This window comes from Tessaracoccus sp. ZS01 (assembly GCF_022342445.1).
In the GTDB taxonomy this organism is placed as follows: Bacteria; Actinomycetota; Actinomycetes; order Propionibacteriales; family Propionibacteriaceae; genus Arachnia.
In genome coordinates, this window is sequence record NZ_PQFE01000008.1 from 1 (window position 1) to 21,184 (window position 21,184).

Sequence of the window (21,184 nt, forward strand, 5' to 3'; positions counted from 1 at the left end):
CCCCGGAGGCGCCGCCCGCTGAGTCCCCCACGCCGCCCCCGGCCGGCACCGGGCTGGTCGCTGCAGTGGAGCTGCCGGCCCCCGGCGTGCTGCCGGACCGCGCCGCGCTCGAGGCGAAGATCGGCGCCCTGGACACCTCCAAGCTCGTCCCGGCCGAGGGCGGTGAGCCCGTGGTGATCGGCTACGAGGTGATCGATGTCGCCAGCGGCGAAGTGGTGGCTGCGGCGCAGGAGAAGACCCCGCTCATCCCCGCGTCGAACACCAAGACGCTGACGGCGCTGGCCGTGATGAACGCGTTCGAGGGCTCTGAGACGTTCGCAACACGGGTCGTCCAGCCGGCCCCCGGTCAGCTGGTGCTGGTCGGTGGGGGCGACCCCATGCTGCGCAGCATCGCCAACGCGGAGGGCGCCTACCCCCAGCTGCCCACCACCGAGGAACTGGCCAAGCGCACCGTCGCGGCCCTGCGCGCCGCCGGGGTGACGTCGGTCACGCTCGGCTACGACGAATCGCACTTCGCCGGCCCGGGCTGGAACGAGACCTGGCCGGAGAACTACCGCGACCAGGTCACGGCCATCTCGGCCCTGTGGATCGACGAGGGGCGCGGCCCCAGGGGCGGCCCGCGAAGTCTCACCCCCGCCCTGTCGGCGGCCACCACGTTCGCCGCTCAGCTGAGCGCCCTGGGGGTCGCCGTGACCGGTGCCCCGGTCGCCGCGCCCGGCTCCGGCGACGCCGAGGAGATCGCCCGGATCGAGTCCCTGCCGGTGCACATCCTCGTGGAACAGTTCATGCAGCGCTCCAACAACTCCTTCACCGAGGTGATGGGTCACCAGTTGGCGGTCAGGACGGGGCACCCGGCCACGTTCGCCGGCTCGGTGGCAGCCATCCAGGAGCAGCTCACGCAACTGGGGATCTGGGATGAGGGCACCGTCCTGCACGACGCCTCGGGCCTCTCGCGGGGCAACCGCTTCACCCCGAACATGCTCGCGGCGGCCCTGGCCACGCTCGCGTCGGAGCCCCGGCTCTCCGTCATCCTCGACGGGCTGCCCACCGCAGGGGTCACCGGCACCCTCGCCGAGAGGTTCGCGGACCCCGTCTCGCGCCCGGCCCGCGGCATCGCCCGGGCCAAGACCGGCTCTTTGTCGCTGGTGGCCACTCTCGGCGGCACCACTCTCACTGCGGACGACCGGCTCCTGGCCTTCGCCTTCTTCATCAACGGCACGCCGGATGGCTTCGCCGCGCGGGTCTGGACGGACCAGGCCACCGGCACCCTCGCGTCGTGCGGCTGCTGATGGAACACGCCCCGAGCATCAACTGGCGCCTGGCCCACAAGGTCGCGGCGTTGCGCCCCGACGACCTCCCGGACCTCACCTCCCGGGAACTCACCCGCCTCGTCGCGGACCTCCGCGTGACCGCGCGGCGCGCGGGCGAGATCGCGGCGAAGCACCTGGGTCTGCAGGCGGTGGGCGCCACCCGCATCCGCGTCGTCGACTGGGACGGCTGGGGGAGGGGCGTGCGCGGCATGGTGGACGGCGCCGTGGCCGAACTCGGCCTCGGACCCGCCGACGCCGGTATCGCGGCACGGGGCACCGCGGTGCGCAACGGCCTGCTGATCGGCGTGGGGATGCGGGCGGTCAGCCGCCGGCTGCTGGGGCAGTACGACGCCTTCACCGGCTCGGACACCCTCTACCTGGTGGCGCCCACGATCGTCGCCCACGAACGCTCGCACCGCTTCACTCCTGCCCACTTCCGGATGTGGGTGGCGCTCCATGAGCAGACCCACGCCCTGCAGTTCCGGTTGGCGCCGTGGCTGCGTGACCACGTGGCCGAACGGATGCGCCTGGTGGTCCACGACGAGGTGCCGCTCGGCGAGGGCCTGCTCCAGTGGGCCCGCACGCGGGACGTCTCCGCCCTCCTGACCTCTGCCGACGCGGCCACCGCGATGGCCGAGCTCACCGCGACGATGACGTTCCTCGAAGGCCACGCGGACTACACCTCGGACTACGCCGGGCGGCGCCACGCACCCACCATCCCCGGCATGCGCCGGGCGTTCGCGAGGCCGGAGCGGGCGGGGCTGCTCGCCCGGCTGTCGAAGTCCCTGGACAAGAACGCCCAGTACCGCGACGGGCTCGAGTTCTGTCTGCGCGTACAGCGGCTGAAGAACCGCGCCGCCTTGAAGCGGGCCTTCGAACGGCCCGACAACCTGCCCACCGCGGAGGAGATCTCTGATCCGGCGCTCTGGCTGAAGCGGGTCCATGGCTAGGCGCGAGCTCGGCCAGGCCGCGCTGCGCGTCGCGCACGCCGTCCATGCCGTGCTGCCGGAGGCGGCCGTCGTCGGGTGCTCCGGTGGGGCAGACTCGCTGGCCTTGGCGCTCGGCGCCCAGTGGGCGGCGCGGCAGCGGGGCAGCAGCGTCAGGGCAGTGGTCGTGGACCACGGTCTCCAGGCGGGGTCCTCCGAGGTCGCGGTCAGGGTGGCTTCGCTGCTCGACGATCGGGGGATCGCGGCAGAGGTGGTGCGCGTCACGGTGGACGGGTCCGACGGTGGGCTGGAGGCCGCCGCACGGGAGGCCCGGCTGGGGGCGCTCACCGCCGCCGGCCTGCCGGTGCTGCTCGGCCACACGCTCGACGACCAGGCCGAGACGGTGCTGTTGGGCCTCCTGCGCGGCTCGGGTACGCGGTCGCTCTCGGGGATGGCCGCCTCCACCTCCTTCGCCGCAGCCCCGTCCGCCCCGGGGGGCGACGCCCGGGCCGTGACCCTCCTGCGGCCGCTGCTCGGGCTCCGGCGCGCGGACACGGAAGCCGCCTGTCGCGACTGGGACGTGACGCCCTGGGAGGACCCCATGAACGACGACCCCAGGTTCGCCAGGGTCGCCTTCCGGCAGCACCTCACGGAGTTGAGGCGGGCCGTCGGCCGCGACCTCGCGCCATCCTTGGCGCGCACTGCGCAGCTCGCCCGCGCGGATGCCGACCTGCTCGACGAACTGGCCGCCCGGGCGGTGCCGGTCGACGGCGACCTCACCGTCGACGACCTCGACCCCCTGCCAGACGCGCTGCGCTGGCGGGTACTGCACCGTTGGCTGGCCCGGGTGTCGCCCACGGTGGAATTCCAGCACGTGCTCGCCGTCGACGCGCTCGTCACGGACTGGCGCGGTCAGGGGGCCCTCGCCGTCCCGGGTGGCCAGGTGCTGAGGGTCGGACACCTGCTCACCGTGCGATAGGCTCGTCCTCGTGGATGCTGCAGACGTTTCAGGCGACCTCGAGAAGGTCCTCTTCACCAACGACGAGATCCAGGCCCGCGTGGCCGAGATCGCCGCCCAGATCGACGCCGACTATGTGGGTCGCAACCTGCTGTTGGTGGGGGTGCTGAACGGCGCGGTGATGGTCATGAGTGATCTGCAGCGCGCGATGCGCAGCCACGTGGAGATGGACTGGATGGCCGTGTCCAGCTACGGCGCAGGCACACAGTCCTCCGGAGTCGTGCGCATCCTGAAGGACCTCAACGCCGACCTCGAGGGCCGCGACGTCATCGTGGTGGAGGACATCATCGACACCGGCCTGACGCTGAGCTACCTGATGAGCAACCTGGCCACGCGCAACCCGGCGAGCCTCGAGATCATGACGATGTTCCGCAAGCCGGACGCCGCCCAGATGGATGTCGACGTCAAGTACGTGGGCTTCGAGATCCCCAATGAATTCGTCGTCGGCTACGGCCTCGACTACGCCGGCCGGTACCGCAACCTGCGCGACGTCGGCACGCTCGCCCCCCACGTCTACGCCTGAGCTCGCGTCCCGTCCGCTCTCAGCGGACCCGGAGGTCTTGCGGCCGCTGGTAATGTGACCGTGCGCCCGTGTCAACTCACGGCGCGTCCTTAACGCCGCCAGAGAGCTGACCCTAAGTTGCAGAGATTTTTCAAGAGCCCGTTCGCCTGGATTCTCATCAGCATCGTTTTCCTCATGCTGGGGATGCAGATGATCAGTTCAGTCACCGGCTACCAGACGGTCCCCACCTCGGAGACCCTGGAGTTGCTCGCCGGCGACACGAAGCTGACCGAAGTCATCCTGGTGGACGGCGAACAGCAGATCCAGGTCACGGACGACACCGGTAAGAAGACGCAGTCCCAGTGGGTGGGCAACCAGGTCGACGACGTGGTGCCGCTGCTCGAGAAGCGTGCCGAGGACGGCACCATCGACAAGTGGACCGGCCGCAACCCCACGCCCGGCCTGCTGCAGATGTTCCTCTACACTGGCCTGCCGTTCCTCATCATCATCCTGGTCTTCTTCTGGCTGATGCGTTCCATGTCCGGCGGCGGCGCCGGTGGGCCGCTGTCCTTCGGCAAGTCGAAGGCGAAGCTGGTGTCCAAAGACACCCCCAAGACGACGTTCGGCGACGTCGCCGGCGCTGACGAGGCCGTCGAGGAACTGGAAGAGATCAAGGAGTTCCTGGCGGAGCCCGCGAAGTTCCAGAAGCTGGGTGCCAAGATCCCCAAGGGCGTGCTGCTCTACGGACCGCCCGGCACCGGCAAGACCCTCCTCGCGCGTGCGGTCGCGGGGGAGGCGAACGTACCCTTCTTCTCCATCTCCGGCTCTGATTTCGTCGAGATGTTCGTCGGCGTGGGTGCCTCCCGGGTGCGTGACCTGTTCAACCAGGCCAAGGAGAACGCCCCCGCGATCATCTTCATCGACGAGATTGACGCCGTCGGCCGGCACCGCGGTGCCGGCATGGGCGGGGGCCACGACGAACGCGAGCAGACGCTCAACCAACTGCTGGTCGAGATGGACGGCTTCGACGTGCGCGGCGGTGTGATCCTCATCGCCGCCACCAACCGGCCCGACGTGCTCGACCCGGCGCTGTTGCGCCCCGGCCGTTTCGACCGCCAGATCGGCGTCGACGCCCCGGACGCCGACGGACGCGCCAAGATCCTCCAGGTCCACGCCAAGGGCAAGCCGCTCGCCAGCGACGTGGACCTCGTGTCCATCGCCCGCCGCACCCCCGGCTTCTCCGGCGCGGACCTGGCCAACGTGCTCAACGAGGCGGCGCTGCTGGCTGCCCGCATGAACGAGGAGATGATCCGCCAGCCCATGCTGGACGAGGCCATCGACCGCGTGATCGCCGGCCCCCAGAAGCGCACCCGCCTCATGGACGACCGCGAACGCCTCATCACGGCCTATCACGAGGGCGGCCACGCCCTGGTCGCCGCCGCGATGCCGGGCAACGACCCGGTGCAGAAGGTCACCATCCTTCCCCGCGGCCGCGCCCTGGGCTACACGATGGTCATGCCGGACGAGGACAAGTACTCCCGCACCCGCGGTGAACTCCTCGACCAGATGGCCTACATGATGGGTGGCCGCGCCGCGGAGGAACTCATCTTCCACGACCCGACGACGGGCGCCGCCAACGACATCGAGAAGGCCACCAAGGTGGCCCGGGCGATGGTGATGCAGTACGGCATGAGCGAGCGCGTCGGCTCCGTCAAGCTCGGCGGCGGCGACTCTGAGCCGTTCATGGGCATGCGCGGCACGGATTCCAGCCAGGAGTTCTCGCAGCACATGGCCGCGATCGTTGACGACGAGGTGGCCAAGCTGATCCACACCGCGCACCAGGAGGCGTTCGACGTGCTCGTGGAGAACCGAGCGGTCCTCGACGAGCTCGTGCGTCAGCTGTTCGCCAAGGAGACGCTGAACCGCAAGGAGGTCGACGAGGTGTTCAAGAGCCTGGCCCGGCGCGACAAGCGTCCCGCCTGGACGGGCTCCGATCTCCGCGTCCCGTCCACCGACCCCCCGGTCGAGGTGCCCCCCGCACCGGAACCCCTCCCCGAGCAGCCGACGAAGCTGCCGCTGCCCGAGACCGGTCCCTCCCCGTGGGGGCCGCCCACCGCACCCCCGAGCCACTGATGGCCGTGGACCAGCCGCGCGCCGCGGCCGCCATCCGTGAACTGCTCATCGCCCTCGGCGAGGACCCCGACAGGGACGGCCTGCGGGAGACCCCTGACCGGGTCGCCCGCGCCTGGGCGGAGCTGAGCGCCGGGTACCGCGCCGACGTGACCGAGGTCCTCGGCACCACGTTCGACATCTCACACGACGAGATGATCCTGGTGAAGGACATCGAGCTCGTGAGCCTCTGTGAACACCACCTCCTGCCGTTCACCGGCGTGGCGCACGTGGGCTACATCCCGTCCATGGACGGCCGGGTGGCGGGTCTGTCCAAGATCGCCCGCCTCGTGGAGATGTACGGCCGTCGCCTCCAGGTGCAGGAACGCCTCACGTCGCAGATCGCCGAGGCCCTCGTCGAGCACCTCGGTGCGCGGGGCGTCATCGTCGTGATCGAGGCCGAGCACACCTGCATGACCATGCGGGGCGTGCGCAAGCCCGGCTCGCGGACGGTGACCTCGGCGGTGCGCGGCCTGTTGCGCGACCCTGCCACCAGGGCGGAGGCCATGAGCCTGATCATCGGGCGGTGACCCGATGACACTCGTGATGGGCATCCTCAACGTGACGCCCGATTCGTTCTCCGACGGCGGCGCCTACCTGGACGCCGATGTCGCCATCACCCACGCCCGGGCCATGCTGGCCGCAGGGGCGTCCATGATCGACGTCGGGGGCGAGTCCACGCGCCCGGGCTCGGCCAGGGTGGGTCTGCGCGAAGAGCTCGGCAGGGTGGTGCCGATCGTCGCCGCGCTGGCCGCGGACGGCATCACCGTCTCCGTCGACACCATGCGCGCCAAGGTGGCCTCGGCCGCCATCGACGCCGGTGCCCGCATCATCAACGACGTCTCCGGTGGTCTGGCGGACCCGGACATGCTCGGGGTGGTGGCCCAATCGTCGGCGGATTTCGTGCTCATGCACTGGCGCGACCATTCCGCCCGGTTCCAGTCCACCGCGCAGTACGGCGACGTGGTCGCCGATGTGCTGGGCGAACTGCTCGGGCAGCGCGACAAGGCCCTCGAGGCGGGCATCCCGGAAGGCCGCATCATCCTTGACCCGGGCCTGGGATTCTCGAAGACGTGGGACCACAACTGGACGCTGTTGCGCCACCTCGACCGGTTCCAGGGACTGGGTCACCGGGTGCTGGTGGGTGCTTCCCGGAAGGCCTTCCTCGGTGAGCTGCTCGGCGGCCGCGAACCGTTGGGCCGCGACGGCGCCACGGCGGCCGTGTCGTTCTGGTCCGCGCTCCACGGGGTGTGGGCGGTGCGCACCCATGACGTCAGTGGACAGGCCGACGCCATCGCCGTCGCCCGTCGGCTGGACCGCGAGGCGCCCCTCGGGAAAGAGGTCCGGTAAGGTGCCAGTGGAAGCTAAGGGGGATCCCGCCATCGACCGAATCACGCTCACCGGGCTCACGGCCACCGGCTTTCACGGTGTCTTTCCGCAGGAACGCCGTGAGGGTCAACCCTTCGTCGTCGACGTCGAACTGGAGTTGACGGTTGACACCGTCAGCGACCAACTGGCCAACACCGTGAACTACGCCGAGATCGCCGCAGATGTCGAAGCCGTTGTCACCAGCGAACCGCGAAATCTCATTGAGACCGTCGCAGGCGAGATTGCGGACAGATGCCTCAGCCATGGGAGAGTGGACCGGGTCACGGTTACGGTGCACAAGCCCAAGGCCCCCATCAACCAGACCTTCACGGACGTATCCGTCACGATCAGCAGGAGCAGACATGTCTAACGGCCCCTTCGAAATCGATGTCGACACCCTCGGCAACCTGCGCCCCATCTCCAAGGTGGTGCTCAGCCTGGGTTCGAACCTCGGTGACTCGGCCGCAATCCTCCAGGAAGCAGTTGACTTCCTCGCAGAGACGCCTGACCTGATCCTCGTCGACGTGTCGCCCGTCTACCAGAGCGAACTGGTGGGGGAGGGCCCTGACCAGGGTGACTTCCTCAACATGGTGGTGGTGGCCGAGTCCACCCTCGAGCCCCTCACCATCCTGGACCGCTGCCTGGCGATCGAGGAGAACTTCGGCCGCAGCCGCGAGGTCCGCAACGGCCCCCGCACGCTCGACATCGACATCATCATGGTGGGGAAGCGCATCTCGGAGGGCGACATCGAGCTGCCGCATCCCCGCGCCCACGAGCGCGCCTTCGTGCTCGTGCCGTGGCACGACGTGGACCCGAACGGCGAGATCGCAGGTCACGGCCCCATCGCTGAGCTGCTGGACGACATCGACGCCAGCGTGCTCACGCCCCGCCGCGACATCACGATCCAAGCCAACACTGGCTTTTGACCAGTAGGGAGCCCAGGCCGAAGCTGGGGTTGACCACACCCCGGCAGGCCGTCGTATCGGTGCTGTCCGGGGCGGTGATCTTCGCCCTGGTCATCCTGGGGTTCGAGGCCGCCGGCCAGTTCCCGCCCGTGGTTCCCTGGTCCGTGCCCATCATGCTCGTCGGCCTCGCGTTGGCCGTGGCCATCTACAGCAGGGCTCTGCCCAAGCGGATCGAGGAGAAGCGCCTCGCGCCGCAGGAGGGCCTGGCCGCCCTCGCCGTCGGCAAATCGATGATCATGACCGGTGCGCTGTTCGCCGGTGGGCACATCGTCTACGTGATGCGCTATCTCTCCCAACTGGACGCGGCACTGCCGTCGGCCCGCGTGATCCAGGGCAGCGCCACCATCGTCGCGGCCCTTCTGCTGGCCGGCGCCGGCGCGCTGTTGGAACGGGCCTGCGTCATCCCCGACGACGACGATGACGAGGACAAGCCCGACGGGGCCTCGCCCTCGCCGGCCTGAGATAGCAGGCCGCCGGCAGACGCACGGGAAGACACGGCAACATGCCCGTTTCAATACACGGGTGTTTGTTCGACCGTACCTACAATGGGCGCCATGGTTGGTCGTCGCGCAGCTCACAAGTCCTCAGAGCGCACTATTGCACTCACAATTCTCGCCGTCGGCACCGTTGTCTCGCTCGCCTCGATGGCGGGCAACGTCTGGCTCGTCCGCGCGGGGGTCGTCGTCGCTGTCCTCATGGCGGTCGCTGCCGTCTATGTGGTGTGGCGTCAGCTCAGCTTCGAGCGGGTGCTGCACTCAGAAGAACTCAAGCACGAGGTGGATCTGCGCTCGCAGCAGGCGGACCGGCACCACGCCGAATCTGTTGCGATGATCGAGCGGTACAACGCCCGGGCAGACAACCTCAAGGCCGTGATCGCGAAGCTGCGTGGCCAGTTGGGAGCCGCCAAGTCGGAACTCAGCTCCATGCGCGGCAACAGCGTCTGGCTGCGCGCGGAGGTGGCTGAGCGGCAGGCCCGCATCGTCGCCCTGGAGAAGCGCATCGCAGACCTCGAGGCGGAGCGCGCCGAGCGTGAGGCCGAGAACACCGCCAACATCGTCGAACTGCCCAGCCGCGCGCTGCACCCCAGCATCGACGACATCTGGGGCGAGGACGAGCACCCCACGATGGTGGACATCGCCAAGCTCAACCTCGACGTACTGCCGGACCTGCGCAGGCACGCCTGAGAGGCGCAGTACCGCCCTACTTGTCCAGATCCCCGATGGAGTAGCCCAATGAGGCTATGACGTCGGGGATCTGCGCTGTGGTGGCGCCCTCGAGGGCCTTGCCCAGCGCGGACACGTTGGCGAACGACGGCGTGCGCAGCGCCACCCGCCAGGGAGTCTGCCCGCCCCGCGAGTTCATCAGGCACGAGGCGACCCCCCAGGGTGCCTCGATGTCGGTGCTGTGCTCGCCCTCCGGCACCCGGAGACGACGGGAGAGTTTGATGTTGACCTCACCAGGCGTCTGCGCCGCCAGGGAGAGGGCCACGCGGATCATGTCGACGGAGGTCCCCACCTCGTCGATCAGCACCCCGAGGCGGGCCTCGGCGTCTCCCGCGGTGCGGGTGTGGACTGGGCGGAAGACACTGCCGTAGGCGAGGTAGCCGTCGGCCCGCCGATCCGGGTCGAAACCGGCAGCCCGGGCCACCGGGCCGGTCAGCCCGAACCCCAGGCAGGCGGCCTCGTCCAGGATTCCCAGGCCGGAGAACCTGCTGGTCCGGTCGAGAGTCGCGCGGAGGTCAGCCGACAGCCGGGCCACGTCGTCCAACAATTCGTCCAGAGTGGCGAGCCACCCGTCGGGGGCGTCCGCGGAGAGGCCTCCCACCCGGTTCAGCATGGGGTGGACCCGGTTGCCGCTCCAGGCCAGGAAGCGGGTGCGGATCTCCTCAATCACCCGCCACAGGCGCTCATGTGGTTCCGTGCCGGGTGACACATAGCTGAGAAAGGAAAGGTGGGAGTGAATGCGGGCCAATTCGGCGAGGAGGGTGCGCAGAATGATTGCCCGTGGTGGGGCGCTGAGGCGCATGGCATTCTCCAGCGTGAGAGTCAGCGACAATTCACCACTGAATGCCGAGAGCCAATCATGCCTGTCCCCGAGCATGATCATGGTCCGGTAATCCCGCACCTCGAAGAGTTTCTCCGCACCCCGGTGGCCGTAACCGCTGGTCACATCCGCGGCGACAATGCGGCCGGCCTCAGTGTCGACGGCGATGGTGATCAGGCCGGCGCTCGTGGGGTGGCGTGGGCCTAGGTTGATTGGCCGGTGGTCAGGAAATGCGAGCCCGCCAACGCTGTATCTCGTGGAATTCATGGTGGCACCCTCTATTCATAGACCCGACCGAAGCGCTAATCTGCTGGTTATCCTAGCTTTCTAGGGATACATCCAATAAGGAGATTTCAATGGCCCGACTGGTCCGCGTGGTTCACATCGACGACTTCGACGGCGCCGAGGGTGCTAAGCCGGTGGAATTCTCCATCGGTGGTGACGCTTACACGATCGATCTCACGCCCGAGAATGAAGAGGCGCTGCGGGAACTGCTCGCCCCCTACATCGCCAAGGCGGACAAGGTCGGCCGCCGGCGTTCCTCCTCCGGTCGCGGTGGGGCCAAGAAGGTGACCAACTCCGACGTGCGCGACTGGGCTCGCGCCAACGGGTACAAGGTCTCCGATCGTGGCCGGATCGCCGCCGACATCGTCGCTGCGTACGAAGCCGCCAACTGATCTCCCGGCGGTGTACCACCGCCGGGCACCCTGGTCCATCCGCGGGTCTGTTCGCCGCGGGAGAAGCGTAGGACCTTTGTTCCTCTCCAAGCGTTAGTAAGCTTGAGACTCAAGTTGCCTCCGTGCGCGTCGCGCGGCAACGGGAAGGGAAGAAGTTCTTATGTTCGAACGGTTCACGGACCGAGCCCGCCGCGTGATAGTGCTGGCGCAGGACGAGGCTAAGCTGCTCAACCACAACTTCATCGGCACGGAGCACATCCTGCTCGGCCTCATCCATGAGGGCGAGGGCGTGGCTGCGAAGGCTCTGGAATCGCTGGGCATCGCGCTCGAGGCCGTGCGTGACCAGGTCGAGGAGATCATCGGCCAGGGCCAGCAGGTGCCAACGGGGCACATCCCGTTCACGCCGCGCGCCAAGAAGGTGCTCGAGCTCTCGCTCCGCGAGGCTCTGCAGATGAACCACAACTACATCGGTACCGAGCACATCCTGCTCGGCCTCATCCGCGAAGGCGAAGGTGTGGCCGCCCAGGTGCTGATCAAGCTCGGTGCTGATCTCAGCCGCGTGCGCAACACCGTGCTGCAGCTGATCACCGGCTACCAGGGGCGCGAGTCCTCCATGTCCGGTGCACCAGAGACCGGGGCTGAGAAGTCCAGCTCGCAGGTGCTCGACCAGTTCGGCCGCAACCTCACACAGGCTGCGCGTGAGAACCAGCTCGACCCTGTGATCGGCCGCGTGCACGAGATCGAGCGCGTCATGACGGTGCTCAGCCGCCGCACCAAGAACAACCCGGTGCTGATCGGCGAGCCCGGCGTCGGCAAGACCGCCGTCGTGGAGGGCCTGGCCCAGGCGATCGTGCGCGGTGACGTGCCGGAGACGCTGCGCGACAAGCAGATCTACACGCTGGATCTCGGCGCGCTGGTCGCCGGCTCCCGCTACCGCGGTGACTTCGAGGAACGCCTGAAGAAGGTGCTCAAGGAAATCAAGACCCGCGGCGACATCATGCTGTTCATCGACGAGATCCACACGCTCGTCGGGGCCGGTGCAGCCGAGGGTGCCATCGACGCCGCGTCGATCCTGAAGCCCATGCTGGCCCGCGGTGAGCTGCAGACCATCGGTGCCACCACGCTCGACGAGTACCGCAAGCACATCGAGAAGGACGCCGCGCTGGAGCGCCGTTTCCAGCCCATCCAGGTGGCTGAGCCCTCCGTCGCGATGACCATCGACATCCTCAAGGGCCTGCGTGACCGCTACGAGGCCCACCACCGCATCACGATCACCGACGAGGCCCTCGCGGCCGCGGCCACCATGGCAGACCGCTACATCCAGGACCGGTTCCTGCCGGACAAGGCCATCGACCTGATCGACGAGGCCGGCGCCCGCCTGCGCATCCAGCGGATGACGGCGCCGCCGGACCTGCGTGAATTCGACGAGATGATCGCTGCCAACAAGATGGAGAAGGACTCCGCGATCGACGCGCAGGACTTCGAGAAGGCAGCACGCCTCCGAGACGAGGAGCAGAAGCTTCGCGCGCAGCGTGCGGAGAAGGAGGAGGCCTGGAAGCAGGGCGACTCCGACATCCCCGCCGTCGTCGGCGAGGAGGAGATCGCGGTCGTGCTCTCCGGCTCCACCGGCATCCCGGTGTTCAAGCTCACTGAGGAGGAGTCCCAGCGGCTGCTCCGCATGGAGGACGAGATCGGCAAGCGGATCATCGGCCAGAGCGACGCGGTGCATGCGCTGTCGCGCTCCATCCGACGCACCCGCGCAGGCCTGAAGGACCCGAAGCGCCCCAGCGGCTCGTTCATCTTCGCCGGCCCCTCGGGCGTCGGCAAGACGGAGCTGACCAAGGCGCTCACGGAGTTCCTGTTCGGCGACGAGGACGCGCTCATCACACTCGACATGTCCGAGTACTCCGAGAAGCACACCGCCTCCCGGATGTTCGGCTCGCCCCCCGGCTATGTCGGCTACGAGGAGGGCGGCCAGCTCACGGAGAAGGTGCGCCGCAAGCCGTTCTCCGTGGTCCTGTTCGACGAGATCGAGAAGGCCCACCCGGACATCTTCAACTCGCTCCTGCAGATCCTCGATGAGGGTCGCCTCACGGACGCGCAGGGCAGGGTCGTGGACTTCAAGAACACGGTCATCGTGATGACGACGAACCTCGGTTCGCGCGACATCTCGAAGTCGGTCAACCTGGGCTTCTCCCGGGCCGACGACCATGGCTCGAGCTACGAGAAGATGAAGAACAAGGTGTCGGACGAGCTCAAGCAGCACTTCCGCCCCGAGTTCCTCAACCGCGTGGACGAGATCGTCGTGTTCCACCAGCTTCCGCAGGAGGACATCGAGCGGATCGTCGACCTGATGGTCGCCCAGATCGAGGGCCGCCTGAAGGACAAGGACATGGGCATCGAGCTCACGCCCGCGGCCAAGACGCTGATCGCCAAGCGGGGCTTCGACCCCGTGCTGGGCGCCCGTCCGCTTCGTCGCGCCCTGCAGCGCGACATGGAGGACATCCTCGCCGAGAAGATCCTCTTCGGTGACCTGACCGCCGGTCAGATCGTCCTGGTGGATGTCGCGGAAGAGGGAGCGGAGCTGCCGTTCACGTTCACCGGCGTCGTCAAGTCCGCCGTCGAGGCACTGGAACCGGCGAAGACCGCCGAGTAACCGTCCGTACAGCTGTCGCGGGGTGGGTCCGGAAGGGCCCATCCCGCGCTGCGTCCCGGCCCGCCTCAGGGTGGTGGGATGATGCCCACGCGCACGGCGGCGACGGCGGCCTCTGCCCGGCCGCGCACGCCGAGCTTGCGATAGATGGCGCTGGTGTGGTGCATCACGGTCTTCGGGGAGAGGACCAGGCGCTCGGCGATCTCCTTGTTGCGGTGCCCGCTCACCAGCAGGCGCAGCACGTCCCGCTCCCGGGCGGTCAAGTCGCCCGGCGGTGACGAGGTGGGTGCGGCAGCCGCGCCGGGGCTCGCGATCCGCAGTACATAATCGACTGCCTCCGCGGCGGCGCTCTCCAGCGACAGGTACGTACCTTCCTCCGCGCACCTGCCGAACTCGGCCTCGCCCAGGGAAGCGCTGGCCATCGCCACCGCCTCGTAGTACTGGGTCTGCAGCACTGAGGGGAGCGCGCCGAGGATGAGCTCGTTCCACTGCAGCAGTGAGCCGTGCAACCGAGCCGCGACCCGGGGATGCCCCATGCGGGCGGCCAACCGCAGCGTCAACAGCACGTGGGGCACCAGGGCGTTGCCGTTGCGGTTGCGGGCCACCAGCCGGTAGCGCGCGATCAGCCAGGGCGCGGAGCTGAGGGGGTCTGCGGTGGAGAGCGCCTGGACCGCGAGGAGCACCAGGGTGAAGGATTCGAGGCGCCGGTCACCCAGTTCCCGGGCGAGCGACAGCGCCCGGCGCAGGGCAGGCAGGCCGCCGGGGGAATCAGGTCTGGTGGACGGCAGCCGCCCGAGCAGCAGGGCGCTGTAGATCATCGCCTTCTGGTCTCGGGCGTTTTCGGCCCGCTGCCAGGCGGACATCGCGATGTCGGTGGCTCCCTTGTGGTCCCCCAGCACGTGGCGGATCGTGGCGACGCCGAACTCGAAGCGCGCCCGCCAGCCTTCCAGTCCGAGACGCGCGGCGATCGCCAGACCGTCAGCCGCGGACCTGCCGGCACGGTCGTAGTCGCGCAGCACGCCCAGCGTCAGGACTTCGGCGAGGCGTGGGAACAGCAGGTCCTCGGGGCGCCCCAGCGCTTCCGCTATCGCCACCCCGGCGTTGAGGTTCTTCTGGATGCGTGGCACCCGCTGGACCGCGTCCGGGGTGAAGGACTCGATGAGGGCCAACCAGGTGAAACCGTCCAGTTTCACCTCCAACGGGGTGTCGGCCCGGTTCAGGAGCCGGTACAGGACGTCGCCGATGATGTCCTCGTCGCCTCGGCGGTCCGCCTCCGGCAGGAGGTCGACGGCGAGCCTCGCGGCCATCGGGGGGTTGACCGCCTCCAGTTCGTGGACGGCGCCACGGGCGGCATCGTAGGTGGAGGCGAGCACGGCGATGGCCGACAGGTCGTCGCCGCTCGAGCGGTGGAGTGCTGCCTGCCGGGCGATGGCCGCGTACCGCTCGGGACCGACTGCTGCGTCGTGCTCCGCCGGCGCCCGGGGCGGTGGCTGCTGTTCCACCGGGCCGAGCGAGAGGGACGCGAGCAGCCCGCCGCTGAGGCGGTGCCGGGACACGGCGAGCACGGCCACTCCCTCGCGCTCCGCGGCCGCCGAGACCTGGGCCTCGCGTCCCGCCAGGTTCTCGGCGTGGTCTGCGACGAGGAGTTCCGGCTCCCACATGGAGGACCGCCCGGGAGCGGAGGTGCGGCGGGCCGGCAGCCTGCGCATCGCGGTGAGTACCCGCGCCAGCGCCTGGTCGGCGTCGAGCGTGGTCAGGTCGACGTGGGAGGGCTCCCGGTACTGGCCGGTCAGCCGCTGCAGCGCCCCCTCGACGACGGCGGAACGGTCACCTGCCGCGCCTCCGCTGACGCACACCACCCCTGGCGACAGCCGCGCGAGGACCGCGACCAGCCGATCTGCCATCTGTGGTGACATAGCCCCCGCACCTTCCACGCCCATCGGGCGCCGTTCGGGCAATCTTATCCCCGGTGTCCCTGGCGGGGCAGGGGGAAGGAAACTAATTTACGCGTGCGGCGGTGCCGGTTGCCGCGTCAACCAGGGCCCTGGCGGCGTCCACCACCGACGGAATCAGCTTCTCGGGTGGAAATCCACGATCAAGCTGCACGAACGCGGCCTGGAGGATGCCGCGGGTCAGGGCGACGTTGAGGCGCATCAGATCAGGGTCCGTCAACAGTGCGCGCCAGGCGCGGATCAGTGAGGCGCGCAGCACGTCGTGGGCCTGGTCCGCGATGGCGGAGGTCACCCTGGAGGCTCCAGGTTGCTGGGCCATCTGCATGAGCCACCCGTGGCCGGTGCTGGCGGCCTCCTCGAGGTTGGCTCGCACCCAGGCGACAACCTGGTCCCCGGGGTCCGACACCTCGGCGACGGCGTCACCGACCGTCTTGGACCACAGGGGGAGGTAGCGGGCCACGACCATGCCACGCAGGTCGTCGATGCTGTCCACGTAGCGGTAGATACTGTTGCGCGCGATGCCCGCGTCCTGCGTCACCTTCCCAGCGGTGAGGGGCAGCCCGGCGCGGAGCAGCGCCTCGGCTGCGTCGAGGAGTTTGACCTCCACCTGCGCGCGGTGCTCTGCGACGGAGGCAGCGGCGATCTTCGGCATGGCGACATTGTGTCACGCCGGAACGATCGCGCCCCCGACGAGGGTCAGCCGAACTGAGCGCGTGTCGAGTTTCGACGGCGAGGCCACCGTCGCCGTCTGGCCGTCGGGCAGCAGCACCTTCACCTCGACGTCGTCGATGGTGAGCGTCTGGTCGACGACCTGCAGTTCGACACCGTGCGGATCCAGCTGGAGCGAGGCCGGGCCGATGCCCAGCAGCTCGCCCGTGGCCAGGCTGCCCGTCCAGCCCAGGCGGCGTGCCTCGGCCTCGACGACGAACGCGCGGTAGCCCAGGAAGGCGGCCACCTGCCTGTTGTGCGGCCGCTCCCGCAGGATCTCGGGGGAGGCCAGCTGGAGCAGCCGGCCCTCGTCGAGCACGGCCACGAAGTCCGCGATGGTGTACGCCTCCTGGTGATCGTGGGTGACGTAGACGGCGGTGGTGTGGGTCTCGCGCAGGATCCTGGCGAGGTCGTCGGCCAGCCGGCGCCGCAGACCGGTGTCGAGCGCGGAGAGGGGCTCGTCGAGGAGGAGGGCCCGCGGCGACGGGGCCAGCGAGCGGGCCAGCGCCACCCGCTGGGCCTGGCCTCCGGACAGTTCGGTGGGCCTGCGGCTGCCGTAGCCTGCCAGGCCCACGAGTTCGAGCATCTCCTCCACGCGCTCGTGCTGCTCCGGCTTGGGGAGTTTGCCCAGACCGTAGGCGATGTTGCGGGCCACGTTCATCGTCGGGAACAGCTGACCGTCCTGGAACACGAGGCCGAAGTTGCGCTTGTGCACCTTCACGGGGGCGAGGTCCTCTCCGTCCCAGAGGATGGCCCCGGACGAGAGGGGTTGCAGGCCGGCGATGGCCCGCAGCAGCGTCGACTTGCCGGATCCGGACGCGCCCAACAGCGCCACGATCGTGCCCGGCTCCACCCGGAGCGAGACGTCGTCGACGGCGACGGTGCGGCCGTAGTGGACCGACACATCGCGCACTTCCAGACCGGTTACCACGCGGCCACCTCCTTCGGCCGCAGGCGTTCGGCGGCGGCCATCGTGATCCCTGCCAATCCTGCCAGCACCACGGAGGCGGCCAGCGCCACGCCGTAGTTCTCTGCGCCCGGGCGGCCGAACAGCCGGAAGATCAGCACCGGCAGCGTCGGGTTGTCCGGCCGGGCCAGGAAACTCGTGGCGCCGAACTCGCCCAGCGAGGTGGCGAAGGCGAACCCCACCGCCAGACCCACCGCCCGGCCGAGATGGGGCAGCTCGATACGGCGCACCACCTGCCAGGGCGTGGAGCCCAGCGTGGCCGCGGCCTCCAGTTGCCGGGGGTCGATAGCGCGCAGGGTGGGCAGCAGCGTGCGGACCACGAGCGGCAGGGCGACGACGGCCTGGGCCACGGGGATGAGCACGATGCTGGAGCGGAGGTCCAGCGGCGGCCGGTTCAGCGTGATGAGGTACCCGAAGCCCACGGTGACGGCGGACACGCCCAGTGGCAGCAGGAACAGTGACTCCAACACGGCCAGGGCCGATCTGCCCACGGCACGGCGGGGTCGCCGGGAGGCGATGAGCGCCACGAGCAGCCCGAGCGTCACGGCGATGGCCGTCGCTGCGAGGGCTGTGACCAGTGAGGTGCGGAGTGCTTCCCACACGCTGACTCCGGCGCCGCCCTCGGCGGCGAGTTGCAGGTAGTTGACGACGGTGAACCCACCGTCGCGGTGCAGTGAGCGCCACGCGAGGTTGGCGAGGGGGAGGCCGAGCAGCACCACGGCCACGGCCAGCGTCAGGCCGAGCGCCAGGCCGTCGCGGCGCAGGGAGAGGCCGCGCTCCGAGTCGACGTCGGGTTGCAGCCTCAGGGCGCGGGTCATGCGGGCCTGGGCGCGGCCGCTCAACCAGAGAGCGGCGGACACGATGATGAGTTGGGTGATCGACAGGGCGGCGGCGGACGGCAGGTCGAGGAGTTGGGTGGTGAGGAACCAGATCTCGGTCTCGATGGTGCGGTAGCGGGTCTGGCCCAGCACCATCACGATGCCGTAGCTGGAGGCGCTGAACAGGAACACCAGGGATGCGCCGGAGACGATCGCCGGCGTCAGCGCCGGCAGCGTCACGGTGCGCAGTGTGCGGAGGGGAGAGGCGCCCAGAGTGCCGGCGGCCTGGGCCAGGCGCGGGTCGAGGCGCGCCCAGAGGGTGCCCACCGTGCGCACGATCACGGAGTAGTTGAAGAACACCATCGCGGCGAGGATGGCGGCCGGGGTGCCGGCCAGGCCGAGCCAGCCGAGGAGCCCGTCGGGGCGCAGCAATGAGCCGAATGCGACGCCCACCACCACCGTGGGCAGCACGAAGGGGATGGTGATGAGGGCGCGCAAGGTGTCGCGGCCACGGAACCGGCAGCGGTAGAGGAGGTAGGCGCCCGGCAACCCGAGCACCAGACACAGCAGCGTTGAGGCGGTGGCCGAGCCGAGGGTGAACCAGATGGCCCCCCAGGTGCGGCGGGAGTCGAAGACTGAGCTGAAACCCTCGAGCGTCCATGAGGTGTCGTCGTGGAACCCCCGCAGCACGAGCGCGGCGGCGGGCCACGCGAAGAAGAGCGTCAGGAAGGCGGCCGGGACGAGCGCCGTCAGCGCCCATCCCAGCCGCCAACCCAGGGTCGATCTCACCCCATGGCCTCGGTCCAGTCACGGATCCACTGGTCACGGTTCGCGTCGATCTCTTCGGGGGAGACCTCCACCGGCGACGGCGCCAGCGGCGCGAAGCGGGCCCACTCCTCGGGCAGTTCGGTGTCGGTCACCGCGGGGTACATGTACATCTCGGTGGGGAACACGCTCTGCACATCGGGGCTGAGCAGGAAGTCGACGAAGGCGCGGGCGCCTTCCTCGTTCTGGGCGCCCGCGAGGACGCCGGCGTACTCGACCTGGCGGAAGCACGTGTCCAGCAGCGCCTCGGTGGTGGATTCGTCCCCGTCCACGGTGTACGCGGGGGAGGTGGCGTAGCTCAGCACCAGCGGGCGGGGCCCTGCGCCGTCGGCACCCGAGAAGTCCGTGTAGTAGGCCTCGGTCCAACCCGAGGCGACCTTCAGGCCGTTGTCCGCCAGGGCGGACCAGTAGTCGAGCCAGCCGTCGCCCTTCTCGCCGATGGTGGCGAGCAGGAAGGCCAGGCCCGGCGAGGAGGACGCCGGGTGGGTCACGACCAGGAGGTCCTTGTATTCAGGCTTCAGGAGGTCGTCGAGGGTGGCCGGGATCGCCACGTCGTGCTCGGCGAACCAGCGCTTGTCGGCGTTGATGCACACGTCGCCGAAGTCGATGGGCGTGAGGCCCTCGGTGGCCATGGCCTCGGCCTCCTCGGGAAGGGCCTCAGACTCGTAACCGGAGAGGACACCCTCCTCCGCGGCGCGCGAGGCGTAGGTGTTGTCGATGCCGAACACCACGTCGCCGAGCGGCGAATCCTTGGTGAGGATGAGCTGGTTGACGAGGGTGCCGCTGTCGCCGGGCTGGACGTAGGTCACGTCCAGACCCGATTCCTCGGCGAACTTGGCCTTGAGGTCGTCCGGCAGGCTGAACGAATCGTGGGTCACCACAGTCAGGGTCGACGACGAGGTGACCGCCTCGGACGTCTCGCCCGCAGGGCTGTCCGTGCCCCCCGGCGTGGCCGCGCCGCCGCAGGCCGCCAGCGCCAACACGGCGGTGCCCGCGATGGCCGAGTGTGCGAAGAACTTCATGTCCGCTCCTTCAAGAGGAGGGCTCGGCGGATGCCGAGGAGAATTCCCAACTCCCTACGCCGGTGCTAACCGGATCAGGTTTGAGGGTCTGCGGCCTCCCGCACTCTCAGCGCCCCGGTGGCGCTCCCCTGTGTTCGGCGTCCACCATAGCGCAGTCCGGGAAGCGCTCCGCAGGGGGTTCGGGGCTGACGGGCGTCTGTCAGGAACCGCTGGATTCCGTGATCCGCAGCAGAGCGTCGCGGATCTGGCGCGCACGGCGCGGGCCGATCCCGTCGATCTCCATCAACTGCGACACGGAGGCCCCGAACATCTCCTGCAGCGTGTACCTGCCCACCAGCTTCGACACCATCGGCGCCGGCAACCGGCCCACCCGGGAGAGGAGTCGCACGCCGCGCGTCTCCAGGCTCTGTTCCAGGTTGGCGTTCGCCCCGAACCCCAGCCGCTCCGCCACCAGGCCGCCGCTGAAGAGTTCCTCGGGGGAGAAGTTGTGCAGCGCCAGCAGGTCGAATTCCGAGGGGTCCGCCAGATTGTGCGCGTAGTCCTCCGTCAGCAGATCCGCGACCCCCTCGAAGTGGCTGGCCAGTTCCGTGTGCTGCAGCGCGACCAGCCTCCCCTCGACCCCGAGGATGTCCACATGGAACCGCATCTCGGTGGACAACCTGCGGGTGAGTTCCAGGCGGTGCGCGACGTGCGTGAGGTCGCGCAGGGTGACCTGCTCGCCGATCTCGAGCAGCGTGAACTGCTCCATCTGGTCCGTGAGCCGCGTGACCACGCGCGAGAGGGTGGCCAGCGTCTGGTTGGCCCGGCTGATCACCTGCGGCACGGTCTCGACGGGATGGCGCCGGCCGCCCAGGAACAGCGAGACGGTGCTCATCGAGGCCGACACGGTGACCACCGGCACGCCGGCCGACTGGGCGGTGCGGTCCGCCGACCGGTGCCTGGTGCCCGTCTCCGCCGTGGGCAGGTCGCCCTCCGGCACGAGGTGCACGCCGGCGGCCACGATGCGGCTGAGGTCGTTGGTGAGGATGATCGCCCCGTCGAGTTTCGCGAGTTCGCGGAGGTTCTGTTCGGTGCAGTCGACGCCCAGCTGGAAGCCTCCCGAGCAGACCTGCTGGACCTTCGTGTTGTTGCCCAGCACGATGAGGGCACCCGTGCGGCCGAGCAGGATGCGATCCAGGCCACCGCGCAGCTGGGTGCCCGGCGCGAGCAACCGCAGATAGCGGCGGATGGCGGACCTTGGCACCTGGACTCCTTACGTCGG

At 69.3% G+C, this 21,184-nt stretch carries 20 protein-coding genes and 1 riboswitch; of the genes, 13 read left to right on the forward strand and 7 right to left on the reverse strand.

All coding sequences use genetic code 11. The features are described 5' to 3' along the window. The 11 genes from dacB to C3E87_RS09020 all read left to right on the forward strand — a co-directional run. Window positions 1-1,289 (forward strand): D-alanyl-D-alanine carboxypeptidase/D-alanyl-D-alanine-endopeptidase (dacB, locus tag C3E87_RS08970; RefSeq protein ID WP_083665516.1); only part of this gene is annotated, 1,289 nt, incomplete at its 5' end. Then, window positions 1,277-2,260, forward strand: coding sequence for a zinc-dependent metalloprotease (locus C3E87_RS08975; RefSeq protein ID WP_076061839.1), 984 nt, complete (start codon window positions 1,277-1,279; stop codon window positions 2,258-2,260). The genes dacB and C3E87_RS08975, both read left to right, overlap by 13 nt. Then, entirely contained in the window at window positions 2,253-3,215 is a 963-nt protein-coding gene (tilS, locus tag C3E87_RS08980; protein ID WP_076061841.1) for a tRNA lysidine(34) synthetase TilS, read from the forward strand. The genes C3E87_RS08975 and tilS overlap by 8 nt, the downstream gene beginning before the upstream one ends. Before the next feature lie 10 nt (window positions 3,216-3,225). Continuing rightward, window positions 3,226-3,777, forward strand: coding sequence for a hypoxanthine phosphoribosyltransferase (gene hpt / locus C3E87_RS08985; RefSeq protein ID WP_076061843.1), 552 nt, complete (start codon window positions 3,226-3,228; stop codon window positions 3,775-3,777). Between the two features lie 117 nt (window positions 3,778-3,894). Further along, entirely contained in the window at window positions 3,895-5,889 is a 1,995-nt protein-coding gene (ftsH, locus tag C3E87_RS08990; protein WP_076061845.1) for an ATP-dependent zinc metalloprotease FtsH, read from the forward strand. Beyond that, a complete protein-coding gene (folE, locus tag C3E87_RS08995; RefSeq protein WP_076062043.1) occupies window positions 5,889-6,455 on the forward strand; it encodes a GTP cyclohydrolase I FolE in 567 nt (188 codons plus the stop codon). The genes ftsH and folE overlap by 1 nt, the downstream gene beginning before the upstream one ends. Before the next feature lie 4 nt (window positions 6,456-6,459). Beyond that, window positions 6,460-7,275 (forward strand): dihydropteroate synthase, encoded by an 816-nt coding sequence (folP, locus tag C3E87_RS09000; RefSeq protein WP_233120769.1) that lies wholly within the window; start codon window positions 6,460-6,462, stop codon window positions 7,273-7,275. A gap of 1 nt (window position 7,276) precedes the next feature. Beyond that, the gene (gene folB / locus C3E87_RS09005; RefSeq protein WP_369819266.1) at window positions 7,277-7,663 is read left to right on the forward strand and encodes a dihydroneopterin aldolase; all 387 of its coding nucleotides are present in this window, start codon (window positions 7,277-7,279) and stop codon (window positions 7,661-7,663) included. Next, window positions 7,656-8,219, forward strand: a complete 564-nt coding sequence (gene folK / locus C3E87_RS09010) for a 2-amino-4-hydroxy-6-hydroxymethyldihydropteridine diphosphokinase (protein ID WP_076061850.1) — start codon at window positions 7,656-7,658, stop codon at window positions 8,217-8,219. Before folB ends, folK begins: the two co-directional genes overlap by 8 nt. A gap of 29 nt (window positions 8,220-8,248) precedes the next feature. Continuing rightward, a complete protein-coding gene (locus C3E87_RS09015) occupies window positions 8,249-8,719 on the forward strand; it encodes a DUF3180 family protein (protein WP_076061852.1) in 471 nt (156 codons plus the stop codon). Between the two features lie 93 nt (window positions 8,720-8,812). Next, window positions 8,813-9,442 carry a hypothetical protein gene (locus tag C3E87_RS09020; RefSeq protein ID WP_143570963.1) on the forward strand — a complete coding sequence of 210 codons (630 nt, stop codon included), beginning with the start codon at window positions 8,813-8,815 and terminating at the stop codon, window positions 9,440-9,442. A 16-nt stretch (window positions 9,443-9,458) separates the two neighbouring features. Here C3E87_RS09020 and C3E87_RS09025 read toward each other — a convergent pair whose 3' ends face one another. After that, the gene (locus C3E87_RS09025; RefSeq protein WP_076061856.1) at window positions 9,459-10,568 is read right to left on the reverse strand and encodes an NADH-quinone oxidoreductase subunit D; all 1,110 of its coding nucleotides are present in this window, start codon (window positions 10,566-10,568) and stop codon (window positions 9,459-9,461) included. An 89-nt stretch (window positions 10,569-10,657) separates the two neighbouring features. Here C3E87_RS09025 and C3E87_RS09030 point away from each other — a divergent pair, with 89 nt between their 5' ends. Both C3E87_RS09030 and C3E87_RS09035 read left to right on the forward strand, forming a co-directional pair. Continuing rightward, window positions 10,658-10,978, forward strand: a complete 321-nt coding sequence (locus C3E87_RS09030) for an Lsr2 family protein (protein WP_076061858.1) — start codon at window positions 10,658-10,660, stop codon at window positions 10,976-10,978. 160 nt (window positions 10,979-11,138) lie between these two features. Further along, window positions 11,139-13,634, forward strand: a complete 2,496-nt coding sequence (locus C3E87_RS09035) for an ATP-dependent Clp protease ATP-binding subunit (RefSeq protein ID WP_076061860.1) — start codon at window positions 11,139-11,141, stop codon at window positions 13,632-13,634. A gap of 65 nt (window positions 13,635-13,699) precedes the next feature. Here C3E87_RS09035 and C3E87_RS09040 read toward each other — a convergent pair whose 3' ends face one another. From C3E87_RS09040 to disA, 6 genes are all read right to left on the reverse strand, one after another. Then, window positions 13,700-15,535 (reverse strand): LuxR C-terminal-related transcriptional regulator, encoded by a 1,836-nt coding sequence (locus C3E87_RS09040; protein WP_076061862.1) that lies wholly within the window; start codon window positions 15,533-15,535, stop codon window positions 13,700-13,702. A gap of 94 nt (window positions 15,536-15,629) precedes the next feature. Then, window positions 15,630-16,235, reverse strand: coding sequence for a TetR/AcrR family transcriptional regulator (locus C3E87_RS09045; protein ID WP_076061864.1), 606 nt, complete (start codon window positions 16,233-16,235; stop codon window positions 15,630-15,632). Window positions 16,236-16,247: 12 nt separating this feature from the next. Then, window positions 16,248-17,222, reverse strand: coding sequence for an ABC transporter ATP-binding protein (locus tag C3E87_RS09050; RefSeq protein WP_083665520.1), 975 nt, complete (start codon window positions 17,220-17,222; stop codon window positions 16,248-16,250). Beyond that, a complete protein-coding gene (locus C3E87_RS09055) occupies window positions 17,216-18,865 on the reverse strand; it encodes an iron ABC transporter permease (protein ID WP_076061866.1) in 1,650 nt (549 codons plus the stop codon). Before C3E87_RS09055 ends, C3E87_RS09050 begins: the two co-directional genes overlap by 7 nt. Further along, a complete protein-coding gene (locus tag C3E87_RS09060; protein WP_076061868.1) occupies window positions 18,862-19,923 on the reverse strand; it encodes a thiamine ABC transporter substrate binding subunit in 1,062 nt (353 codons plus the stop codon). The genes C3E87_RS09055 and C3E87_RS09060 overlap by 4 nt, the downstream gene beginning before the upstream one ends. Window positions 19,924-19,956: 33 nt before the next feature. Next, window positions 19,957-20,063, reverse strand: a riboswitch (TPP riboswitch). Window positions 20,064-20,122: 59 nt separating this feature from the next. Beyond that, window positions 20,123-21,166, reverse strand: coding sequence for a DNA integrity scanning diadenylate cyclase DisA (gene disA / locus C3E87_RS09065; protein ID WP_076061870.1), 1,044 nt, complete (start codon window positions 21,164-21,166; stop codon window positions 20,123-20,125). Window positions 21,167-21,184 lie beyond the last annotated feature (18 nt).